Source organism: Parabacteroides sp. CT06 (genome assembly GCF_002257605.1).
Classification (GTDB): Bacteria; Bacteroidota; Bacteroidia; order Bacteroidales; family Tannerellaceae; genus Parabacteroides; species Parabacteroides distasonis.
Genome location: NZ_CP022754.1, coordinates 3,695,646 through 3,714,782 on the forward strand (window position 1 = coordinate 3,695,646; position 19,137 = coordinate 3,714,782).

Genomic DNA, 19,137 nt, shown 5'->3' on the forward strand with positions numbered 1-19,137 from the left:
TTACACGTTAAAAAATGCTTGTAAATTTGGTGCTTTTCAAGTTTATCGATATTTTTGTATCAAAAATGATACTTAAATATATTTTCCTCTATGAAAAAATTATATGATACATATACAATATATGAATTCTCAGATGAGAGTATTGTTAAGGAAATATGCAAGAGGGTTAAGGCTATACGACTTAGCTGTTGTTTTTCTCAACAAGAATTTGCGGATAAGGCGGGGGTATCCATCATTACAATTAAAAGAATAGAATCTTGCAAAGTAAATGATATTGCCTTGAGTACGTTGCTTAAGATTTTGCGTATCAGTGGAACTCTTGAGGGGGTTGTCGGTCTTGTACCGGAACTTCCAGACTCTCCATTCCTTATCAATGAGAAAACAGGCAAGAGAATACAAAGAATTAATAGTAAACGTAAGATGGCATGAAGAAAGAACCAATTATAGTGAATGTATATTTGTGGGGAACTTGTATTGGCAAATTGAATTGGGATTTTGAAAAGCATTGTTCCGTATTCCAATTTACTGATGAATATAGGAAACAGGATTATGATATATGTCCTTCCACCCATCCCAAGAGAACCCCTTTGTTTGCGTCTTTTTATGGAAATAGGGATAAGTTATATCAAGGGCTTCCGGAATTTCTTGCGGATGCGCTTCCTGATAGATGGGGATCTTCCTTGTTTGACCAGTGGCTCACGGATAACAATATAAAGGTTACGGAATCATTACCCCTATTGAAACTTTCCTATATTGGTAAGAGGGCTATGGGAGCATTGGAATTTGAACCGGAATTTAATGATGATGAGATCCAAGAGACGGTGGATATGTCATCATTGGCAACATTGGCTTCTAAAATATATAATGATCGGGATGCTGCTGCCATATCGCCAGAGGATAGCCTCACGATGAAAAAGTTGGTATATCTTGGGACCTCTGCCGGTGGTATGCGCCCGAAGGCGGTGATTGCCTATAATACCGAAACGGAAGAGTTCCGTTCCGGCCAGGTGGATTTACCCGAAAATTTCAAACAGTATATCATAAAATTCAAAGAGGCTGATGACTCTCCTACCACAGAGATAGAAATGATATACAGCGAAATGGCAGCGGCGGCAGGGATTGACATGATGCCATGTTTCTTGAAAGAAATTGATGGAAAGAATCATTTCGTAACGGAAAGATTTGATCGTAAGAATGGAGAAAAGATTCTTAGCCAGACTCTCGCGGCCATCATGCCGGGGGCAGATGATTATATGAAGCTATGTTGGATAGCGGAGACTCTGAAACTTCCCCAGGAAGACAAAGACCAGATATTTATCAGGATGGTATTTAATCATGTAGCAGGTATATCTGATGATCATAATAAGAACATATCGTTTATTATGGACAAGACTGGGGCGTGGCGCTTGTCACCTGCATACGATGTGATGTTCACGGCAAATACATGGGAAAATCCTTCTGCGCACATTCATTCGATGGGCGTGATGGGCAAAAGGTCGGCCTTGACCACAAGTGATTTCGTTAACTTCGCCGAGGATTTTGTGGAGGAACCCGAAAAGAAGATACTACAGGTGTTCGATGCTGTAAGTAACTTTCGATCATTATGCACCAAGTATGGCATAGGCAAGGCTATATCTGATAAAATCCAACATGTGTTGGATGGGTTGGTCACCGATGATTTGAACTTGTTGGAGTCGAAGAAACAGTAAGCTTGAACTGAACTGGCCGGGTTATTTGTAATAGTCAAGACTTGTTCTGACATTTGTTTTACTATCGGACAAAAAAACTGTCAGATGTTTGTTGCGAAGTTACACAAGTTTCATCATCCTCACAACCGAATGAGATTTTATCCTGCTCATTCGGTTTTATCATTTCCTGATTTTGCAGTTGATACTTTCTTGCCACAGCGATTCCTTCGATAAAAGTTTGCATGGGCGTTTTCCCGAAACAGTACTTTCCAGAGTGTGTTCTTTGGGTATTGTAGGAGTTCATCCACATATCAAGGTCTGCTTGCAGCTGTTCGATAGAGGTATAGATTTTCTTTCTGAATGCAATAGCATAGAACTCATTCTGCACGGTTCTGTTAAATCGCTCACATATACCGTTTGTCTGAGGGCTTTTCGCCTTAATCTTAGAATGATCAATGTCTTCCACAGCCAAATACAATTCATACTCATGATTTTCTCTGTTTCCGCAGTATTCTGTTCCTCTATCTGTTAGCATACGCATCAGTTTCAAGTCATGCTGCTCGAAAAAAGGAATAACCCTATCGTTAAGCATATCGGCAGCAACAAGCGCATTCTTTCTGTCATACAACTTGGCAAATCCGATTTTGGAGTAAGTATCAATGACGGTCTGCTGATAAATGTGTCCCACACCTTTGATATATCCTACATAATAAGTGTCTTGGGCAAGTAGAAAACCGGGATAATAAGTTTCTATCTCTCCATGAGCCTGCTTTTCTTCTTTTGCTTTTTCCAATGCCGCCACTTGGTTCTCATCAAGGATAATGCCCTCTTGTTCCACTTTGGCTGACAATGCTTTCAGGCGTTTCTGGAAGGTCTCCATATCGTGCCGTAGCCAAATGGAACGCACTCCGCCCGGCGAAATAAGAATACCTTTCTTACGTAGCTCATTGGATACACGGACTTGCCCCAATGCAGGATTGTCTATCGCCATCTGTACGACTGCCTGCTCGATGTGTTCTTCCACACGGTTCTTTATGACAGGCTTACGGCGAGAAATCTCCTGCAAGGCGACTTCACCGCCTTGTTCATACAACTCTTTGAAACGATAAAAACTGTCACGACTGTAGCCCATAACCTTACAAGCACGTGATACGTTTCCTAACTGTTGGGAGAGTTCAAGCAATCCCAGTTTGTTCTTGATGACCTTTTCTGATGTTGTCATAACTTAATCTGTTTTCTGTTACAAATTTATTCTTTTTATACGTAACTGTCAGATTAAGTCTTGACTAATTCAGGTTATTTGCTGATTTGGAATCTTATCTGAAGGGAGTCACCTTTTCCCCACCCGCCACTAGTGCCTTCGGGCTGGTTTGCGATAGCGTACACGCAGTTCTCTTACTCCCACCATCCCATTAAGGTATGCCTGATTCTTGTTAGTCCTCACTGTTGTTCGTTGGCTGCGGAATCAGGCATCCGGTACGTTCACGCATCATCTTGTGGGATGCTGTGTTCTCTCACCTTACTGTTTACTCATATGCCCCGGCCTTTTAGGGCCGTAGATAGGTAGCCGGATATTTCGCCCCCAAATCGGCAGTCCGGTCCAACCCTTGCTTTTCTCCGAATGGATGTCTTGTTATTTTTCCGGTCGTATAATCTTATTTTTCCGGAAACAAGTGTGGTGGCCGTATGCCCATATGGTTATGTTCTCCCCACAGAATCCGTTTTCCCATTTTTCCGGTGTAGCCTTTCATATTACCGTGCAGCCACTTTTCTCGATACGTGGAATATGGTACGCTTCATTTTTCGGCTTCATCTTTTTTAAGGAATTGCAGATGTTTCTTCCGGTGTATCGATAGGCGGCCAACTGTACTTTCGGAATGTGCCATGCTTGCTGTCTAACCGGTTGTTTCTTGCGTCCATTCCAAACCTGTTACTGATTTTCAAGTTTTGTTTTTCATATCATTTTTTTAGTGAAGTCAAATCATTTTCCGCCGCAAATATAGATTGTCGCTAATCCCTTTTACGGGGATAAGGGGACGATTCACAAATATCACGTTGTTATTTGGCTGAAATCTTCCTTTTTCCGCCTCGTGCAAAAAGTGTATTTAACCCCAATTATTTGTTGCCATCTTAACCAATAAAAGAGGTACAAATCTTCCTTTTTTGACAAGTAAAAAAAGCGTATTTATCCCTTTTTTCATGGTGTCCCCCCAAGTCAACAATCAGTTTTCGCACCGTAAAATTGATTAATTAACTTCTAAAAAAATCAGAGATATGAAAAAAATTGAAAATTCATTCGCAGTGACAGGTTTTATCGGAAAGGACGCAGAACTCCGTAGTTTTGGAACAGCAAGCATGGCACGCTTTTCTATCGCAGTCAGCCGTGCGGACAAGACAGGCGGAGAAATCTCTTATGTTTCCGCTTTCATGGGGATTGAAGCCTGGAGAAAGAATGAAGCGGCGGCTTCCCTCGATATATTAAAAAAAGGTGAGCTGATTACCGTTGAAGGCTACTTCAAGCCGGAAGAATGGACGGATTCTAAAAGTGGTGAGAAGCGTAACCGCGTCATTATGGTAGCTACCAGGTTTTATCCGGCTCTGGAAAAAGAAGAGGAAAAAACGGATCGGCCTAAAAAGAAGGCTGCCTCTAAGAAGAAAAAAGCGAGCAAATGATTGAAGCGGCCTTGTGCCGCTTTTTTTGCCACATATCCGAGAATGTATTTGCGTTCACGCAGATTGTTTCCCCCACCCCTTCAGCGGAATGACTGCTCTCGCTCCAGGCTTGTATCGAACCAATGTTTATGGCTCACTGTTTAACAACAATGTCAATTTCAGTATCTCGATTCTTCCGAATTTTGATAACCAGCATGATCACAAAATTGTCGAATCCATATCAGATTTACAGACAGCTCTCACTGAAGGTGGAAACTGGATACTTCAAGAAGACTTGACCACAGACATGGTACTTTTTGTCACTCCCGGCAAAGAATTAAATCTCGACTTAGGTGGCAATACTTTAAATGCCACAAAACTGAGTATGACATATAAAGACGGGACTGAGAATGTATCTGGTAAAACCTGCGCTTTTGCCAATGATGTCATTGACATCAAACCGAAATCAAGCTCCAGCATACAAATCGTTGCCAAAGAGCTGCAAGTTGTTTTCAATAATGTCACTATCAACTCAGAGGATACGCAATCCACGATCTTGCATGGAACCAGTGGTGGTGATTATTCTGAGGCGATACACAGTACATTGGTTATGAGGAACTGTACTATCAACGCCAAAAAAACAAGCGGTATCGTTATTGGTAGACAGCAGAATGTAATATTGGAGAATACCATTATTAATCTTAATGGAGATGGTTATGGAATTACTCAGAATGGGACAATCCTCGGTTCTGTTTTCACGTTGAAAAATTGTACTATCAATAGCTCGCACTCGGCTATTTATCTGTCCAACCAAGAAACAGACGATCCCAACACACTGACCGTGGACGAGGGGACATACAGCAGTACCGATACCCCATTCGAGCTGAAAAAGACTAATGTCACCATAAAAAACGCTACCATCAAATCTATTTGGAGCGAGGAGCAAAAATATACTTTCAATGATGCTGGAACGGGAGCTATAGGATATGGTATTGCACTGGTAGGTTATAAAACAGGAAGACCATACGCAGAAGACGGCATAATCGCTTTATTTGAGAATAACACATTTCAACTTTCTGCAACTGGAAATCCGATTAATATCGCCACTTATAATGGAACGTCACTTGTAGAATACAATAAGTAATCTTTTATGTTCATAAAAATGAGAGTATGCTTAGACAACAATTGAGTATACCCTTATTTATATGTTTTATATCTTTTATCTGATTAAAAAGCACATTATCAATTTCTTAAATCTATCATAAAAAGTGCAGTACAAAACATAAAAAATGAATTTTGGAACAAATACAAGATTCGTGTCATCTCTTGCGCAAAGAAAGTCTGTAAGATAAACCACAAAGAGTAACAACCTTAGATCATTTTCATAAGAAAAGGAGAAATCAAATTGTTTAATTACCTTGATGAGAAATACGGATATATAGGCAGGATTAAGATATTAGACTCCTATGAGGTTTAGAAATGAAAGCGATCTTGCGGCCTTACGGTCCAAGATAGGCAGGCCGGCTGATCGTGGCGGATCTTCCACTAGGTGAACAATCAAGCGATTTTTGTTGTTAAAATAATATAAAAATAGGAGGGTGATTTTTATTTAGCCTTTTATTCCATTCCTAAATACGGACTATATTTATAAATTTGGGGGTGGTTTTTTGTTTATATAACCTCTCAAAAGGATAAAAGACAAACGCTGGAATGTTTACGGTGCGTATCGCTATTAATGTAAAAGTGCTTCTCATTATCCATTTTGAAACCATTTATCAATCTTATAATAACACAAGTATGAATAAGCAGATTATTGGAAAGAATGCGGGGATCTTATGGCGTTTCCTAAACACAGACGCGCATAAAAAGTGGCAACTGGCGGAAGTTAAAAAAGGAACTGGGCTTGATGATATGGAGCTGGCCAGCGCGATCGGGTGGTTGGCACGTGAAGATAAAATCCAGTTTGAGCTACAGCATTCAAGCGGAAAAGATAAAATAGCATACGTATATCTCATGCTAAACGTGTATTTCTAACTATAAGCCTCCGGCGGGGTAACTCGTTGGGGGCTTTCTGGCCTTTACATATCATGGCTTGAGTTTTCCATGAAAGAATCATCCTATTGGGTCTCTTATATTTTTTAGCATATTGGCATAAAAGAACTATTTTTCCATAACGGGGAAAACATTTATAGAAGGATACATAGTCCCTAATCAAACAATAAATCGCCTTTAAGCGCTGGTACTTATATTCAAATTAAAGAAATACCAGAACAAGGTTGGCAGGAGAATACGGAGAGTAACTTCATATAGATAGCTTGGATTATCAATGTAACACGGGTAAATCGGCCTCTTTAAACAGAATCTCTGGCATGTCTGCAATTTGGCTCAAGAAACGATGTACGTGTACCGAATCGATTTCTATCAACTCCACCATTATTCGATTTTCCTCTTCAGATATATAGAGATCGTTAATCCCTACTTTATAGCACTCTATCCTCCCCGTGTCCCTCTGCTCGATAAATGCTTCCAAAACCATTATAAGTGAGTCATATTTAGACAATAAATGATTATATGGATACTCGCGTTCGGTAATCAAGAATAAATCATTGCCGAGCATTTTCCTTATCTCATCTCGATATACGGACGTATCCCCTACAACCCCTATAACCAGTTCACAGGCGGAATTAACATAAGATCCCGCATAATAATCCGGATATATTGTCTTTCCCAAGCTATCCACGAGAAACGAATCCTTATATTTATCCTTATTCGTATTAGCGATGGTCGTTTTACCTAGCAAGTCTTTCCAGACTTCCTCGTCGGTATTCTTATGTACACAAGAACACATTATACTAATCAGCGACAATAACAGGAACATTTTCATATTGCCTAAATATAATGCAACTATCATTTACTATATATTCTTTAAATTTAGAGATGGATAAATCGTTACAATCATCCAAATACACAAAAATCCGATTTTCCTTCTCTGATAACGAACAATAACGAAATCCTATTTCTTTACAGATATTTTTGTTCTTTTCTTTCATAGTAAAAGACAACACACTATCATTCATCCGCCTTAGATATTTATAAGAAAAAAAAGCAGGCTTAACACTAAAATATGTACGTCCAAACATTTTATTTAACAACATTTTCCCTTCCTCCAGATCTCCGACTACATAAATAATAAAATTATACAGATCCGTATCATAAACTCCACCGAGACAATCAGGTAAACTTTCATATTTCGTTCTGTAATAATATCCAAACGTATCTCTGAAACAATCATAAACAGACTTTTTTATTGTCATATCATTAATGACACTATCCTCTTCATTACCCAAACGGAACTCACCCGAAAGTATATGATAATCACGAGATTTGTTACTGAGACCATATGTTACCGTGGCGTTTTTAGTCACTCGGTATTTCCCGGCCCTTCCTGTATACTCGTATATGGTTAATTCCAATGTGTCACGTGGAGGAACTACATCGGTAATCATTAGGTAAGCATGGCTTTCTGGTAACACGTTTTCCCAAGTTTGAGAACTCTCATCATAAAACTCCAACTTATAATCATTTCTTCCCATCTCAATAACATTATCCATGTGATTTATTATCTTGATCGGTATTCTGCGTTGTGACACAGGAAAAAGTCGCATTTACCGTGCCATCTGTTAATGTCCAGTACTTATTGCCCAGCACCTTTTTATTGTTGTCTAAGAATACATCCATATTCAAGTAAGTCATATAAGGATTTCCGACCAAGAAATGACGCTTCTTTGAGGTGCTGCCCTCGCCGGTTACATTGCTTGCGGACTCACCGAACAGGTCGCTCAACTTCACTTTTAAAGTGCCGTCCGTATTCTTATACGCCGCCAACTGCCCGGATTTCTCCTTGGGATACTCATTCGCTCTTAAAACGGATGCTTTCGTCGCTGCCTCATATTGGTAGTTTGCAACATTGTCCTCTTTCGGAAGGCGAACCAAGGCCATACCATCATTAGGAACCTCCTCTACGCTCAGGTAGAAGCCCTTGCCGATCGGGTAAGAAACGGTTACATCGTTGTACTCGATACTCCAGTTGGACTTGACGGCCGCTACTTCCTTCATTTCTCCATTTGTATCAGGCTTATACTCAATCGCGCTGTTCCAAGCCTTTTGGTAGAAGGCCGGTGCCCAGCGGCTGTAAGAGATTCCAAGATCTTTATCTTCCTCATATTTAATATCCTTAAAGGCTTCCGTCTCCTGTCGGCCATTGTCTTGCGGGGCATAGAAGTCACCCGCATAGACATTTTGCTGCGGAGAGGCGAACCAACGCTTTTCCGTGTTCGACATCTCGAACTCTACCCAAGCTTTCTCGTAATCCAGATAGTGCTGGTTCATCAGCATGGCTTTCGGCTGGAAGTAGATCTTGTTTACCTTGTTGCCGTAGTAAGGGACAACCTTAATCGCATTGTTAGTTCCGGTATTGTTGACGGCCATATCGTATTGGATATTGTTTAGATTTGGCCAATTTTTTAAATCCAACGTATTGCGTTGATCTCCCTGTCGTAGCCTGCTTTCGTCTTCCAATCTCAATACATTTGTATTATTTCCCTTTTTAGGATCAATCGTAACCTTGGTGAAGTAGAGCGGAGCGAAGGCATTCTCGATCGGATCTGAGCCATTAGCGTCTGTGTCGTTGTTGTTTCCGCCCATATACAACTCGGCTCGGGTGGATTGATCCCAGTTGTCATCGTTATACCAAACAGCGTCGGTACCTCCCTTCCAAGTCAGGTACTCGGGGACGATCTTAAGCAACAAGGTCGCATAACCGGTACATGAATTTGGTATTTCCGATGTGCCATTATACTCGCCGAAAGGTATGCGTAATGAATAGGTACGTCCTTCTTCAAAGCGACTGTTTATATCACGATTAAAGGTAAGCGATAAGCTACCACCCTTCTTATTTGTTGCGGACAAAGATGTTAATACAGCTATCGGTACATATTTCTGTTCCTGTTAATTCTTACCTCCTATAATCAACTTCGGCTGATGTTCCGCATCACCCAACAATCTCTTCAAGCATTGGGTTGCCTTATCATCTTCTTTATAAAATTCCAAAATCTCATCTTTAGTAAACGATGCGGTTTTATCATTTTGTTTATCCTTGAAATCTTTCAACAGCTCCTGAAGGTCTTTTTGTTCGGAAGAAAATTCTTGCTCATACTGCCAAGCCCCCCTAAATACCAGTCAAAAGTATATGTTCCATTTGGATATGCTTCTGTAAACCGTTTTACAGTGCCCGTTGGATTTCCTTCGGTATCCACCTCTTCCACCCAAAGCTCAGCGGTTACCTCCGCGATAGACCCCATGCAGGCAATTCCCTCGGGAGCGGTCGATGAAGCATTCACCGCTATTGTTACAGAAGGATTTACAGTGAAAGGAGAGTGTAACAAACAAGGTTCTTTAAAATTAATCGTAGGTACTTCAATCAAATTTCCATCATCATCATATGCTGATCTGGCAACATGACGTGCGCTAAACAACACCACCTCATAGCTATCCGAAGCGGGTTGGGCTTCAGGCGTACTTTTCTCCCCCTTGAATTTAAGATCCGTATTATTCACGTCGATCGCACCTAGGTAAATAATATATTGGCTTCCTATTCCTTCCTCCCATGGGCAATGAATACGAGGAATCTTCAAGAAAGAATAAATAGTTTCTAAACACTCCTCATATATCTTATTAAAATTACTACCCTTGCTCTTTATCGCATTTATGGTTTCTTGGGGGATCTCCGTGATCTTTCCGGTAACCTTGGAGAGATCATCGCTCTTTTCAATCGTTACCTTTAGGGTAGTTAATGCATCTTTAAGTTTATTTATATCTATATTCGCATGGTCTAACTCTTCTTTTGACCAAATTGTCTTTTTTTCAGTCCCGTTCGGCCCTTTTATCTCTTTCTCACCCGTATCTGAGATAAAATCATTGATTGCTCGTATATTCATGACAATCTCACTTGCCAAAGCATCATCTTTGGAGCCGGGCATCGGCTCAAATTTGTCTCCTTCTATATACCTTTTGGTTGGTACCGCTATACGAATATTCTTGGAAAGCCTTTTCAATACAACATCTTTTTCCGCCGCTAAATTCTTACTCAACGTCACCCAATCATCCAATTGATCGCCAAATGTACTTGGGTCATTAAACTTTTCCGTTTCCACCACACCATAATACACATTGCCCACACCATTATGCGGATCATCCGTGTAAGGATCCGGCCCCATCAATCCATAGCGAGACTTACGAGCCTGCTTGTTTGTCAAATTAATATTTTTCAACACATCCGGCTCTTGATGCCACCCCATATTGCGCAACAAAGTACCATAATCGGAACTTACAATTAAAGAGGATGCTGTACAAGCACTTTCTCTCCGCACTTTAATATTGGGTTTTTATATACTCGCACATCATCAATGGCATAGTCTGCTCCATAAGTATGAATGGTATTATTTTGTACCTCTATGAAATACTTCTCAAATTGGCTAGAATTATTGATAGCCATGGTATAACATACTTGCTGCCATTTACCTACGTTTTTATTAGCAGGTCTATCATCATAGGTAGCAGAATAATCCGTTAAAGCATCTCCTGACGTAAAACGATGTAAGACTACCGGGTTTTCACCCTCATTCTGACCAATAAAGTTGATATTGATATTAGGAGGAAGAGGTTTTCCACTACCTTTGTCACCGTTCCATGTGGTCATGTCATTTACCCATGCTGTAACAAGTAGTTCGGTATATTGACAAACCCCTTCTTTGATTGGCAACATGACCAATTGTCCCGGTTCGTTTGAGGCATCTATGTAATAAAAATATCCACACAGCGTTTGATTACTCGTCGCGTAAGTCCTATCATAAACTTCGGGTGCATCACTATTACTTTTTCAAATAAAAAGCGTTTATTTTTTTACCGAAAATATTACCTTTTGTCCTTTGGGGGTACGCTATAATATACGTAATAGGTGTACTGATACCATTACTTAGATTAGATATGTAGTGGCTACGATGGATTATTTCGCTCGTACAAGGGTGTAGCTGGTTAATTTATTGATTGTATCGGATTACCCTTTCTGAGGGTTGCCTCCCCAATTCTTTTCCTCCGATCCGAGTCCGGCTTTTTGCTCGGCAAAGGTTTTAGGATTCCGTAAATGGCAAGTTACAGCCATATCCTTTACTGTATGGAAAATAACGCTGAAGAAGTGTTGCCATTGCAGGCTACACCGATTGCTAGTGCATATAATGCTAAAGTAAGGGAAAAAGAACTTGTTTTCCGCATTGACCGTCTGCTAAAAGAACTTGCTTCCTTGAAAGAAGCTCTCCTTCTGAAAGGCAAGTGTTCTTGCTTTCTTGTCCTCATAGCTAAAGATTTTAATTCATAATGTTTTTTGTAGTTTCATAAAAATGCTTTTTCGAGAACAAGTACCTGTTTCGATAGAATAGTAAGATAATCACACCAAAATTCAGTGTACATTATTCTATATAACTAAACAGGCTAACCGAGTAGACAAAGAGGGGATAAGATGATTGCTCATTCTTATCTCCTCATGCCATCAGTTATTCAAAATAGTCCCTATCAATGTACTTCTATTGTAATGACAGACCTTATACGCACAACTTAATGTGTCAAGCAATAATACAGCTTTTTTTAGCTTTACAATTGCAATTTGCAACTACTTAGAGTAGTCATTTTAGCTTTGACATCCTCTTTCTTGTTATCTGCGGTGAGCGGTAGGACAGTTTATTTCGCCACGTCCCACCATATGCGAGAACTGAAGTGATCGCTACCGGACAGACGGCTAACAGCTACCTCGTAATTAGCCGCATTGTCTTGCGACTCTTTTGATGGGTAGCGGAAACGACGGGGGATCTCTCCATTCGTATCTGCGTTAGGATACGGATTGGCCGGGTCATAGGTCGATTTTAATTCCGGATAGCCGGAACGACGCCAGTTAGCAAAGGTCTCATATTCATCACAGAAACAGTTGATCCAATATTGTGTGTTGATCTGTTCCAACGCTTTCGATGCATTGAACGGGTTCTCCGTCAAATAGCGGTCGATCGCGGTCTGCGTCAGATACTGATTATACAGCGCCGTGCCGTTGGGGAACTGTGCGAACTGCCGCATGCAGCGCGTACGCCATTCTCGTAGTAGGTCTGCGCGCTCCCGTCTACCCAGCCGCGTACGGCGGCCTCGGCCAGCAACAATTGCGTCTGGGCATAGGTGCAGACGAACGTCGGGCCCGTCGAGTCGGAATAGGTATAACGGTTTATCGTGGAATAACGGCTCCTGTACGTGCTGCGGTAATCCTCGTCCTTGAACTCGGGGTATTTGTTTCCTACGAACCACGGGCTATCGGGGCTGTCGGAGAAACCGCTAGGCAAGCCTTTCTGGACGGCCGGATCGGAATTGCCATATTGGAAGTCACTACCCGCCTGCACCGAGATGGTCGGCTCCTCGCACACCGTACCGATCAACGACAGGCGCGGATCGTTAGTACTTTTCAGCAGATCCACGAAATACTCGGTCAGGAAGAAGTTGCCGCGATCCTCGTGCGAGTAGATCTTGGCGTATGGCTCGGAGAAGTCGTTCGTTGTCAGGCCACCCGCATGCATCAGCATGCAGTTGTCCGCATCCGACTCAAATACCCCGTTGGCTACCGCGGTCTTCACCCATTGCTCCGCTGCGGCCGGATCTACCTTCGACATACGCATCGCCACGCGCAGCATCAGTGAGTTGGCAAACTTCCGCCACTTCGAGGCATCGCCTTGGTAGAAGTTGTCCGCCGATTTCATCGCTGCCGCCGATGCGCCGTTCAAGGCGGCCTGTGCCTCGTTCAATTCCTTCAGCAAATCCATATAGATAGATTGTTGCGTGTCATACTCCGGGAAGGAATACAACTCCGGCTGTACCGCCTGTGAGTAGGGGATATCCCCGTAAAGGTCGGTCATGCGGTGCATGCCGTAGGCGAGCATGATACGAGCGATTTGGTAATCGATCTGCCGTGACGGATCCTCTTTCCAAGCCTCCACCGCATCTTTCATGTCGCGGAGCGCCCCGCGCGTGTCACCGTTGTAGATTTCCCAATACACACCTGAGTAGCCGTCGTTCCAAGTGTAATTCGCATTACCCAACCAATTGAACGATGCGGTATGGCTCATCCATTGAGCCGCATAGATACAACCGTTTCGCCATACGTCCCAATCAGATCCTAACATCTGATGCTGACCGTTGGTGAACAATAACTCGGTCGGGATATTCTCCGAATTCAGGTGCTCCGGGTCCATATTCACATCCCCGAAATCGCTGCAACCCGTTCCCCCGATCATGGCCGCGGCGGCGCACGTCATATATACTAAATACTTTTTCATACTATTATACTTCTTCAAACGTGATTAGAATTTGACATTGACATTGAAACCGATATTTCTCGTGGCCGGATAACCGTTCAACTCCAAGCCCTGTCCGTTCGTGTTGTTGTAAGCTGACTCGGGATCGATGTTATCGGTATGCTTCAAGATAGTCCATAGGTTACGTCCCACCAACGAGACGCTCAAGCCCTTCACCACCTTCATCTTGTTCAAGACAGACTGCGGGAAGGTATAGCCGAGCGACAACTCACGCAACTTGATGAAGCTGGCATTGTAGACGAACTCCTCGGCGATATTATTGTTGACGATCCCCTTGTGATAATCCTGCGCGTTTACCGCCACGTTGTTCTCTCCAAGGATCTTTCCATTGTCATCTATCATGACACCGGCACCGATAAAGCCACTGCCTCCCGGGTTATCAACTGTACGGCCAAGCAACGTACCCTTGTGCAGACCCTCGCTGTAGAGCGAGTAGTTCGTGCCGGAGAAGAGGCTTGCGCCTGCCTTGTAGTCAATCAAGAACGACAAGGAGAAATCGCGGAATCCATTCACAGTAGGATTCAATATATCATAAAGCGAATTATAGTCACTAAACTTGATTTCTGTCTGTGGATTTAACATAGAATCATTATTGGTTTATCACATAAATATATTGAAAATCAACAATATAAAAAAGTAAGATAATGCCAGATTATAGAAAAAAAGAAGGATGCTTAACTCTTGTGAATGCAAACATCCTCCACTTGTTAACGATGTGATTCAAGTCATATGGCTACTTTTTCAGCAGCACCGAAATCAGATCCCCTTTTTAAGGTTGACAGTAAGCCAATCAAAAATAGAAAATGATTGTTTTCATTCAAAAAGAAATTAGAGTTTCTAAGCGTAACAACAATTTCTACATATAAAAACTATACTTAATTTGAGGTTTTTGTTCCGGTGACACATATTTCAATATTTCTCCAACATTCCGACTACAATCAATTGTAATCGGAAATTTTCTATCAAATTGGGTGTTATTCCAATTCATTTTTGTAAGGGATAATATTTCTTTACATATCTGTTCAGGAGATTCATCAAAAGAAAAAAGCCTTATTTCTATAGGATTAGGAATATATTTACCTGGATACGTCCCATAATACTCAACATATCCTCTAGTATATAAAAAATGACGGCATCTATCAAGACTAAACATTGTTCCTCTTAATGGAGGATAATCATTATCTCTATATAATCTAAAACTTGTAGGCATGATAGTTACTAAATCTATTGAATTAATATTCATATCATAAGCAACCCTTTTAAAACCATCAATTTCTTCTTCGGAATAATTCGAACTCTTATGAATGACAAGCCTTTGAGGAAAAATTTTTATTGCATTATAATATTCACTCAAGGATTCCTTTAAAAGATTATATGCTTGTTCCTCCGTTAAGTGAGGTTGCCTATCCTTTTTATCCTCCTTTACAGGAGTCCCTCTTAATATTACTCCATTACCGTGTTCATTAAAAATTTGTGCAACACTGGTCTGAATAGTTTTTTTATCACGGGTACGATAAAAACTTATTCCTGCAAAACAAGTTATATTATTAGTTTCCTTTTTTAAAGACCAAGGAATACCTCCTGCCTTATAATATAAGGCAGTATAAAAGTTCCAAGCTATACTTGCTTCATCTTGCATCTCAGAAGAAGGCTTAGCAATTCTATCTCTTAGTATTTGAATTGGGATATTATATTCCATAGCTTTGGCTTTTAGTAATCTCCTAAAATTAACCTCAACTTCCACAGAATCCTCCTCTCCAAAATCATCATCTATTTCAAAAGTTTTAGTCCCATATATTATTTTTGTCAAAGATTCATCCAATACACATAAAATAACATCTGGCTTCTTATTGTTTGCAAGAAAATGTATTTCTGATAAATAAAGCTCCACTGTTTTAAGAATTAGCTGATCAATATCATTAGCTTCTTTTTTAATTTTCTCAAAGGTCGAATTATTAATTTTACGTATATACGATTCATCATATACAATTTTACTATGAAATCCGACTGTTTCATTAAATCCTGGAAAATTAGTAAAAAGATTAGGTTGTTTACTCTTTTTTGCTTCAATATGATTGCCACATTTTTTAATCCAGCTAATAGCAATATTAATACTTTCACTCAATCCTATAAACCCAACAACTATTTTATCAGGTCTTATATCATTAATATCTGACACATTATACTTATATATACCTGTCCGAGGACAAACATATTCCCCTTTGCCAAATTGTAACAAAGGTTCGTCTAGTAATTTAATTTCCATACAATAGAGTATAATTTAGTGTTAAATTAAAAGGAGAAGAAAATGATATATACTTATATTCAGTCTCATTATCTTCTAATTTATTTGTAAGACAGTATAACAAAAACATAAAATGTTGGTAAACAGAAGAATTACTTTCCAAGTTTTTTTTCTGAGCAATTAATTGACTTTCTTGTTTGCAACTATGATATCCATCATAAGTAAAACTCCATCCTGGAGTTATACTTATAAACCATTTTTCATTTGATCTAAAAGATTGAATTTTAAATGAAAGTTGCCTAAAATATAAAATTTGCTTCTTTTCGCTATTCCAAACTTCAGCAACAACAGAACGCGTTGCCATTTTTTTATTTTTCCACGTAATTTTTCGTTCCCTAGGCACTCCTATAGGCTTAAATCTAAAGTATTTTTCTTTTGGCAACCACTGAATATTCTTGTATGAAGCCAACTCCTCTATAGAACGATTTATAAGATGAAGCAGTGCCTCTTCGTACTTGAAACTAACATTGGCAAATTCATTTACAGAATACTCTTCAACCGTACCAATTTCCACTAACTTATTTAAAGGTTCATCCCGGTTATCCAAGGGCCTAAATGATAAAATTTTATCTTCAAAAGTAAACCAATCTCTGCAATATGTGATCTTCAATAGTTCAAACGCCTTACTTAACACCTTACCCATGGATGCACTCTTTTTAAGTTTATTGGGAGTACTCCAAGATTGCGTAATTATATCATCCCGATCTATCCCAATTATGCCTACATATACTTTTGAGGGGATATTTACTTCAAGTATATTCGGAAATAGCACTTCTGTTTTTATTATCTCTCTATGTTCTAAGAGATATCTTCGTTTACTTATTTCTTCTTCACAAAACTCATCTTTCAATAATTGTAATAAAGAATCTATTTTAGCAATACTAATTAAAGAGTTTACTTCTTTAAGAATGTCACTATAGTCTAAAATATCTTTTTCCGAAAATTCTAATTCATTATCACAAGCTACAGAGAATATAGCATCTGAATATTTTTTCAGCTTCTCTGTTATGATATATATAAGTAATCTATCATAATCCTCGCAACGTTTACCTTTTACAAATTCATTTATTGTATGTTTGACTTTGTCCCCAGTACTAGTAGATGTAACTTGAACCGCTATTCTATTTTCTGTATCCACTAGATCTATAGCAGCAGAATTCCTCACTCTGTTATTTATATTAACTAAATTTACTCCATAAACCAAATTTAGAATAGGAATAATCACATTTTCTGCATGAACATTGATATCATACAAATTTAAACTATTTAAACTTTCGACCTCAGTTCTAAATCTTGCAAATAGTTCTGCTATTTTTTCTATTTTCTCTTTTCTATGCATATAACTACATTTTACATATCTTTAAAGGTACACAAAAAAATATTTCTATAAACTTTCTCTTAAATTATTAGAGTTTATACAGAATAAGAAACAGAGCTATTGATTACTAGCACCCTGAAATCTTATTTGATATAATGTGTATTATGAATAAAAGTAGATATCAGAATATCGCTATATTGAAACTTTAATATATCATTTTTTGAAAATAAAGTATATATTTGCATTGAAAGAGTCGTTCTTTGACTGATGCAAAAGGAAACAGAATATTGTAATTTGCTTGTTTCTAAATCGTTACCTGTTATTATCAAGATAGATAATAACTACTTTATTTTCAATTAGATAGAAAATATATTGTGTTTTTACCAATAAAGCGATACTAATAAATCCAATGTCCTGAAATCGTCAGCATCATTTATGGCAATATCCTTACAAAACCACATTGTGACATCATTAATGTCTTTTACCGAATAAATACCAGTTAATCTATCTTTCCACTTTCTTGGACGTCCGATTTTTTCCTTATATCCGTACTTATCGCTGACAGAACCAATATCTTCTATTATGTCTTTACACAAATCCATGAAATCATCATCCACTTTACGGGTTGTGACAAAAGCTATTTTTCTTTTGGAAGACAATACTATTATCAATGAGTCATCATTGTATTGATATTTACTATCTATAAGTGGACCAGATAGCACATATACCTGCTGTTTGATAGATTCTGCAATGGTTTGCACTTCTTCCAAAAATCTTTTATTCCTAGAAGACAGTACTGTGTTACTATAAAAATAGTTGCTATTCATTTCTAATAGTTCATCAAATTGTTAATTAACTAAAAATAGGTTAAGTTATCCAGATTCATTATATTAAGGTTTCTTACATCTTTTAGAAAGGATGAATAGAAACGAACTTAACCAATATTTGCAATAATAACCAGTATCGCTTAAAATCAGCAGTAAAGATAAACAAATAGCGTGAGAAATTATGCTTGAAGTACTACTTTTATGTCTAATAATTCCCGACTGGATTAATTTTCTCCAGTTGGAATGTTATGGACACTTTGGCGAACAACGTTATCATCTGCTTTTCGGGCATAAGCTCGACTGGCTTTCTTTTAGCGCCTGTTTCAGTACCTTTCCATATCGCCATTGCTTTTGATCAGAGCCATATCAGCAAGTCTGATAAATGCACCTCCTTCTTTGGACCTTCAGATTAGATTACGCCAAGACGACAAAAAAACTGGAAATATCTGGTATTAGAATCATTAACATATATCTTCACAACTATTTTCATTTGGAGGCCGTCTAAACGCCACAGACAAAACGCCGGAGAAAGTCAAGTGTACATTGACAAACTAGTATTTGCATATGTTACATGTACGTAAAGAAGAACCTCTCTGGTTGAACAAATATGTGGTGGTCAATGCCTATTTCTCCAAATCGACTTTTGTGAATGGTGTCATTGCCATGAGTTTTTATGTGGAAAGCCATTTCCGGGATAACGCCTATTTAAGTTATCTCACCAATGGTAAACCTTCTAGTGAGAAAAGCATCCAAGATTATATGATGGAAAAATAGACATGGAACATCTTGAAAAAGACTGTTTTGAGATTATCCCGTTGGAAGGCAGATAGGGACAGATACTTTTGACTATCGTATATTCCATTCATTCAAAAATAATGTTCTATTA

The 19,137-nt window shown here is 39.2% G+C and carries 19 protein-coding genes and 1 pseudogene; 7 read left to right on the top strand and 13 right to left on the bottom strand.

The features are described from left to right. The first annotated feature begins 90 nt into the window (after positions 1-90). Both CI960_RS16390 and CI960_RS16395 read left to right on the top strand, forming a co-directional pair. Positions 91-429 (top strand): helix-turn-helix domain-containing protein, encoded by a 339-nt coding sequence (locus tag CI960_RS16390; protein ID WP_005864523.1) that lies wholly within the window; start codon positions 91-93, stop codon positions 427-429. Further along, positions 426-1,709, top strand: a complete 1,284-nt coding sequence (locus tag CI960_RS16395) for a type II toxin-antitoxin system HipA family toxin (RefSeq protein ID WP_005864521.1) — start codon at positions 426-428, stop codon at positions 1,707-1,709. The genes CI960_RS16390 and CI960_RS16395 overlap by 4 nt, the downstream gene beginning before the upstream one ends. Positions 1,710-1,770: 61 nt before the next feature. Here CI960_RS16395 and CI960_RS16400 read toward each other — a convergent pair whose 3' ends face one another. After that, on the bottom strand, positions 1,771-2,910 hold the full coding sequence (locus CI960_RS16400) for an IS481 family transposase (RefSeq protein WP_094582489.1): 1,140 nt from the start codon (positions 2,908-2,910) through the stop codon (positions 1,771-1,773). Between the two features lie 1,052 nt (positions 2,911-3,962). Between CI960_RS16400 and CI960_RS16410 the strand changes: the two genes are divergently transcribed. The 3 genes from CI960_RS16410 to CI960_RS16420 all read left to right on the top strand — a co-directional run bounded on the left by CI960_RS16410 (position 3,963) and on the right by CI960_RS16420 (position 6,374). Continuing rightward, positions 3,963-4,361, top strand: a complete 399-nt coding sequence (locus CI960_RS16410) for a single-stranded DNA-binding protein (RefSeq protein WP_005864519.1) — start codon at positions 3,963-3,965, stop codon at positions 4,359-4,361. Between the two features lie 88 nt (positions 4,362-4,449). Next, positions 4,450-5,484, top strand: coding sequence for a hypothetical protein (locus CI960_RS16415; protein ID WP_005864516.1), 1,035 nt, complete (start codon positions 4,450-4,452; stop codon positions 5,482-5,484). A gap of 653 nt (positions 5,485-6,137) precedes the next feature. Continuing rightward, positions 6,138-6,374 carry a winged helix-turn-helix domain-containing protein gene (locus CI960_RS16420; RefSeq protein ID WP_008778596.1) on the top strand — a complete coding sequence of 79 codons (237 nt, stop codon included), beginning with the start codon at positions 6,138-6,140 and terminating at the stop codon, positions 6,372-6,374. A gap of 289 nt (positions 6,375-6,663) precedes the next feature. On the opposite strand, the gene CI960_RS16425 is transcribed toward CI960_RS16420, so the two are convergent. The 6 genes from CI960_RS16425 to CI960_RS16445 are packed head-to-tail and all read right to left on the bottom strand — an operon-like array spanning position 6,664 to position 11,163. After that, positions 6,664-7,224 carry a hypothetical protein gene (locus CI960_RS16425; RefSeq protein WP_226769880.1) on the bottom strand — a complete coding sequence of 187 codons (561 nt, stop codon included), beginning with the start codon at positions 7,222-7,224 and terminating at the stop codon, positions 6,664-6,666. Further along, positions 7,193-7,951 carry a hypothetical protein gene (locus CI960_RS16430; RefSeq protein ID WP_005864510.1) on the bottom strand — a complete coding sequence of 253 codons (759 nt, stop codon included), beginning with the start codon at positions 7,949-7,951 and terminating at the stop codon, positions 7,193-7,195. Before CI960_RS16430 ends, CI960_RS16425 begins: the two co-directional genes overlap by 32 nt. Beyond that, positions 7,944-9,308: a hypothetical protein gene (locus CI960_RS16435; protein ID WP_005864508.1), complete on the bottom strand. Its 1,365-nt coding sequence runs from the start codon at positions 9,306-9,308 to the stop codon at positions 7,944-7,946. The genes CI960_RS16430 and CI960_RS16435 overlap by 8 nt, the downstream gene beginning before the upstream one ends. A 39-nt stretch (positions 9,309-9,347) precedes the next feature. Beyond that, positions 9,348-9,509, bottom strand: coding sequence for a hypothetical protein (locus tag CI960_RS23245; RefSeq protein WP_008778598.1), 162 nt, complete (start codon positions 9,507-9,509; stop codon positions 9,348-9,350). Further along, positions 9,506-10,768 (bottom strand): hypothetical protein, encoded by a 1,263-nt coding sequence (locus CI960_RS16440; protein WP_005864505.1) that lies wholly within the window; start codon positions 10,766-10,768, stop codon positions 9,506-9,508. The genes CI960_RS23245 and CI960_RS16440 overlap by 4 nt, the downstream gene beginning before the upstream one ends. Beyond that, positions 10,732-11,163 carry a hypothetical protein gene (locus tag CI960_RS16445; RefSeq protein ID WP_122114845.1) on the bottom strand — a complete coding sequence of 144 codons (432 nt, stop codon included), beginning with the start codon at positions 11,161-11,163 and terminating at the stop codon, positions 10,732-10,734. Before CI960_RS16445 ends, CI960_RS16440 begins: the two co-directional genes overlap by 37 nt. Before the next feature lie 408 nt (positions 11,164-11,571). Here CI960_RS16445 and CI960_RS23480 point away from each other — a divergent pair, with 408 nt between their 5' ends. Next, complete coding sequence (locus CI960_RS23480) at positions 11,572-11,772, top strand: hypothetical protein (RefSeq protein ID WP_034528062.1); 201 nt, start codon at positions 11,572-11,574, stop codon at positions 11,770-11,772. 359 nt (positions 11,773-12,131) lie between these two features. Here the strand turns inward: CI960_RS23480 and CI960_RS23790 are convergent, their stop codons facing one another. From CI960_RS23790 to CI960_RS16470, 6 genes and pseudogenes are all read right to left on the bottom strand, one after another. Next, positions 12,132-12,518 carry a SusD/RagB family nutrient-binding outer membrane lipoprotein gene (locus CI960_RS23790; protein WP_005864502.1) on the bottom strand — a complete coding sequence of 129 codons (387 nt, stop codon included), beginning with the start codon at positions 12,516-12,518 and terminating at the stop codon, positions 12,132-12,134. Then, positions 12,464-13,762 (bottom strand): SusD/RagB family nutrient-binding outer membrane lipoprotein, encoded by a 1,299-nt coding sequence (locus CI960_RS16450; protein WP_255406015.1) that lies wholly within the window; start codon positions 13,760-13,762, stop codon positions 12,464-12,466. Before CI960_RS16450 ends, CI960_RS23790 begins: the two co-directional genes overlap by 55 nt. A 24-nt stretch (positions 13,763-13,786) precedes the next feature. Then, a pseudogene (locus tag CI960_RS16455) lies at positions 13,787-14,305 on the bottom strand (hypothetical protein); the annotation flags it as partial. A gap of 352 nt (positions 14,306-14,657) precedes the next feature. Continuing rightward, the gene (locus tag CI960_RS16460) at positions 14,658-16,067 is read right to left on the bottom strand and encodes a hypothetical protein (protein ID WP_005864495.1); all 1,410 of its coding nucleotides are present in this window, start codon (positions 16,065-16,067) and stop codon (positions 14,658-14,660) included. Further along, positions 16,057-17,445 (bottom strand): SMEK domain-containing protein, encoded by a 1,389-nt coding sequence (locus CI960_RS16465; RefSeq protein WP_005864493.1) that lies wholly within the window; start codon positions 17,443-17,445, stop codon positions 16,057-16,059. The genes CI960_RS16460 and CI960_RS16465 overlap by 11 nt, the downstream gene beginning before the upstream one ends. Before the next feature lie 359 nt (positions 17,446-17,804). Beyond that, a complete protein-coding gene (locus CI960_RS16470) occupies positions 17,805-18,185 on the bottom strand; it encodes an RNA helicase (protein WP_232282450.1) in 381 nt (126 codons plus the stop codon). Between the two features lie 630 nt (positions 18,186-18,815). Here CI960_RS16470 and CI960_RS16475 point away from each other — a divergent pair. Then, positions 18,816-19,025, top strand: coding sequence for a hypothetical protein (locus CI960_RS16475; RefSeq protein WP_005864489.1), 210 nt, complete (start codon positions 18,816-18,818; stop codon positions 19,023-19,025). The last annotated feature ends 112 nt before the right edge of the window (positions 19,026-19,137 follow it).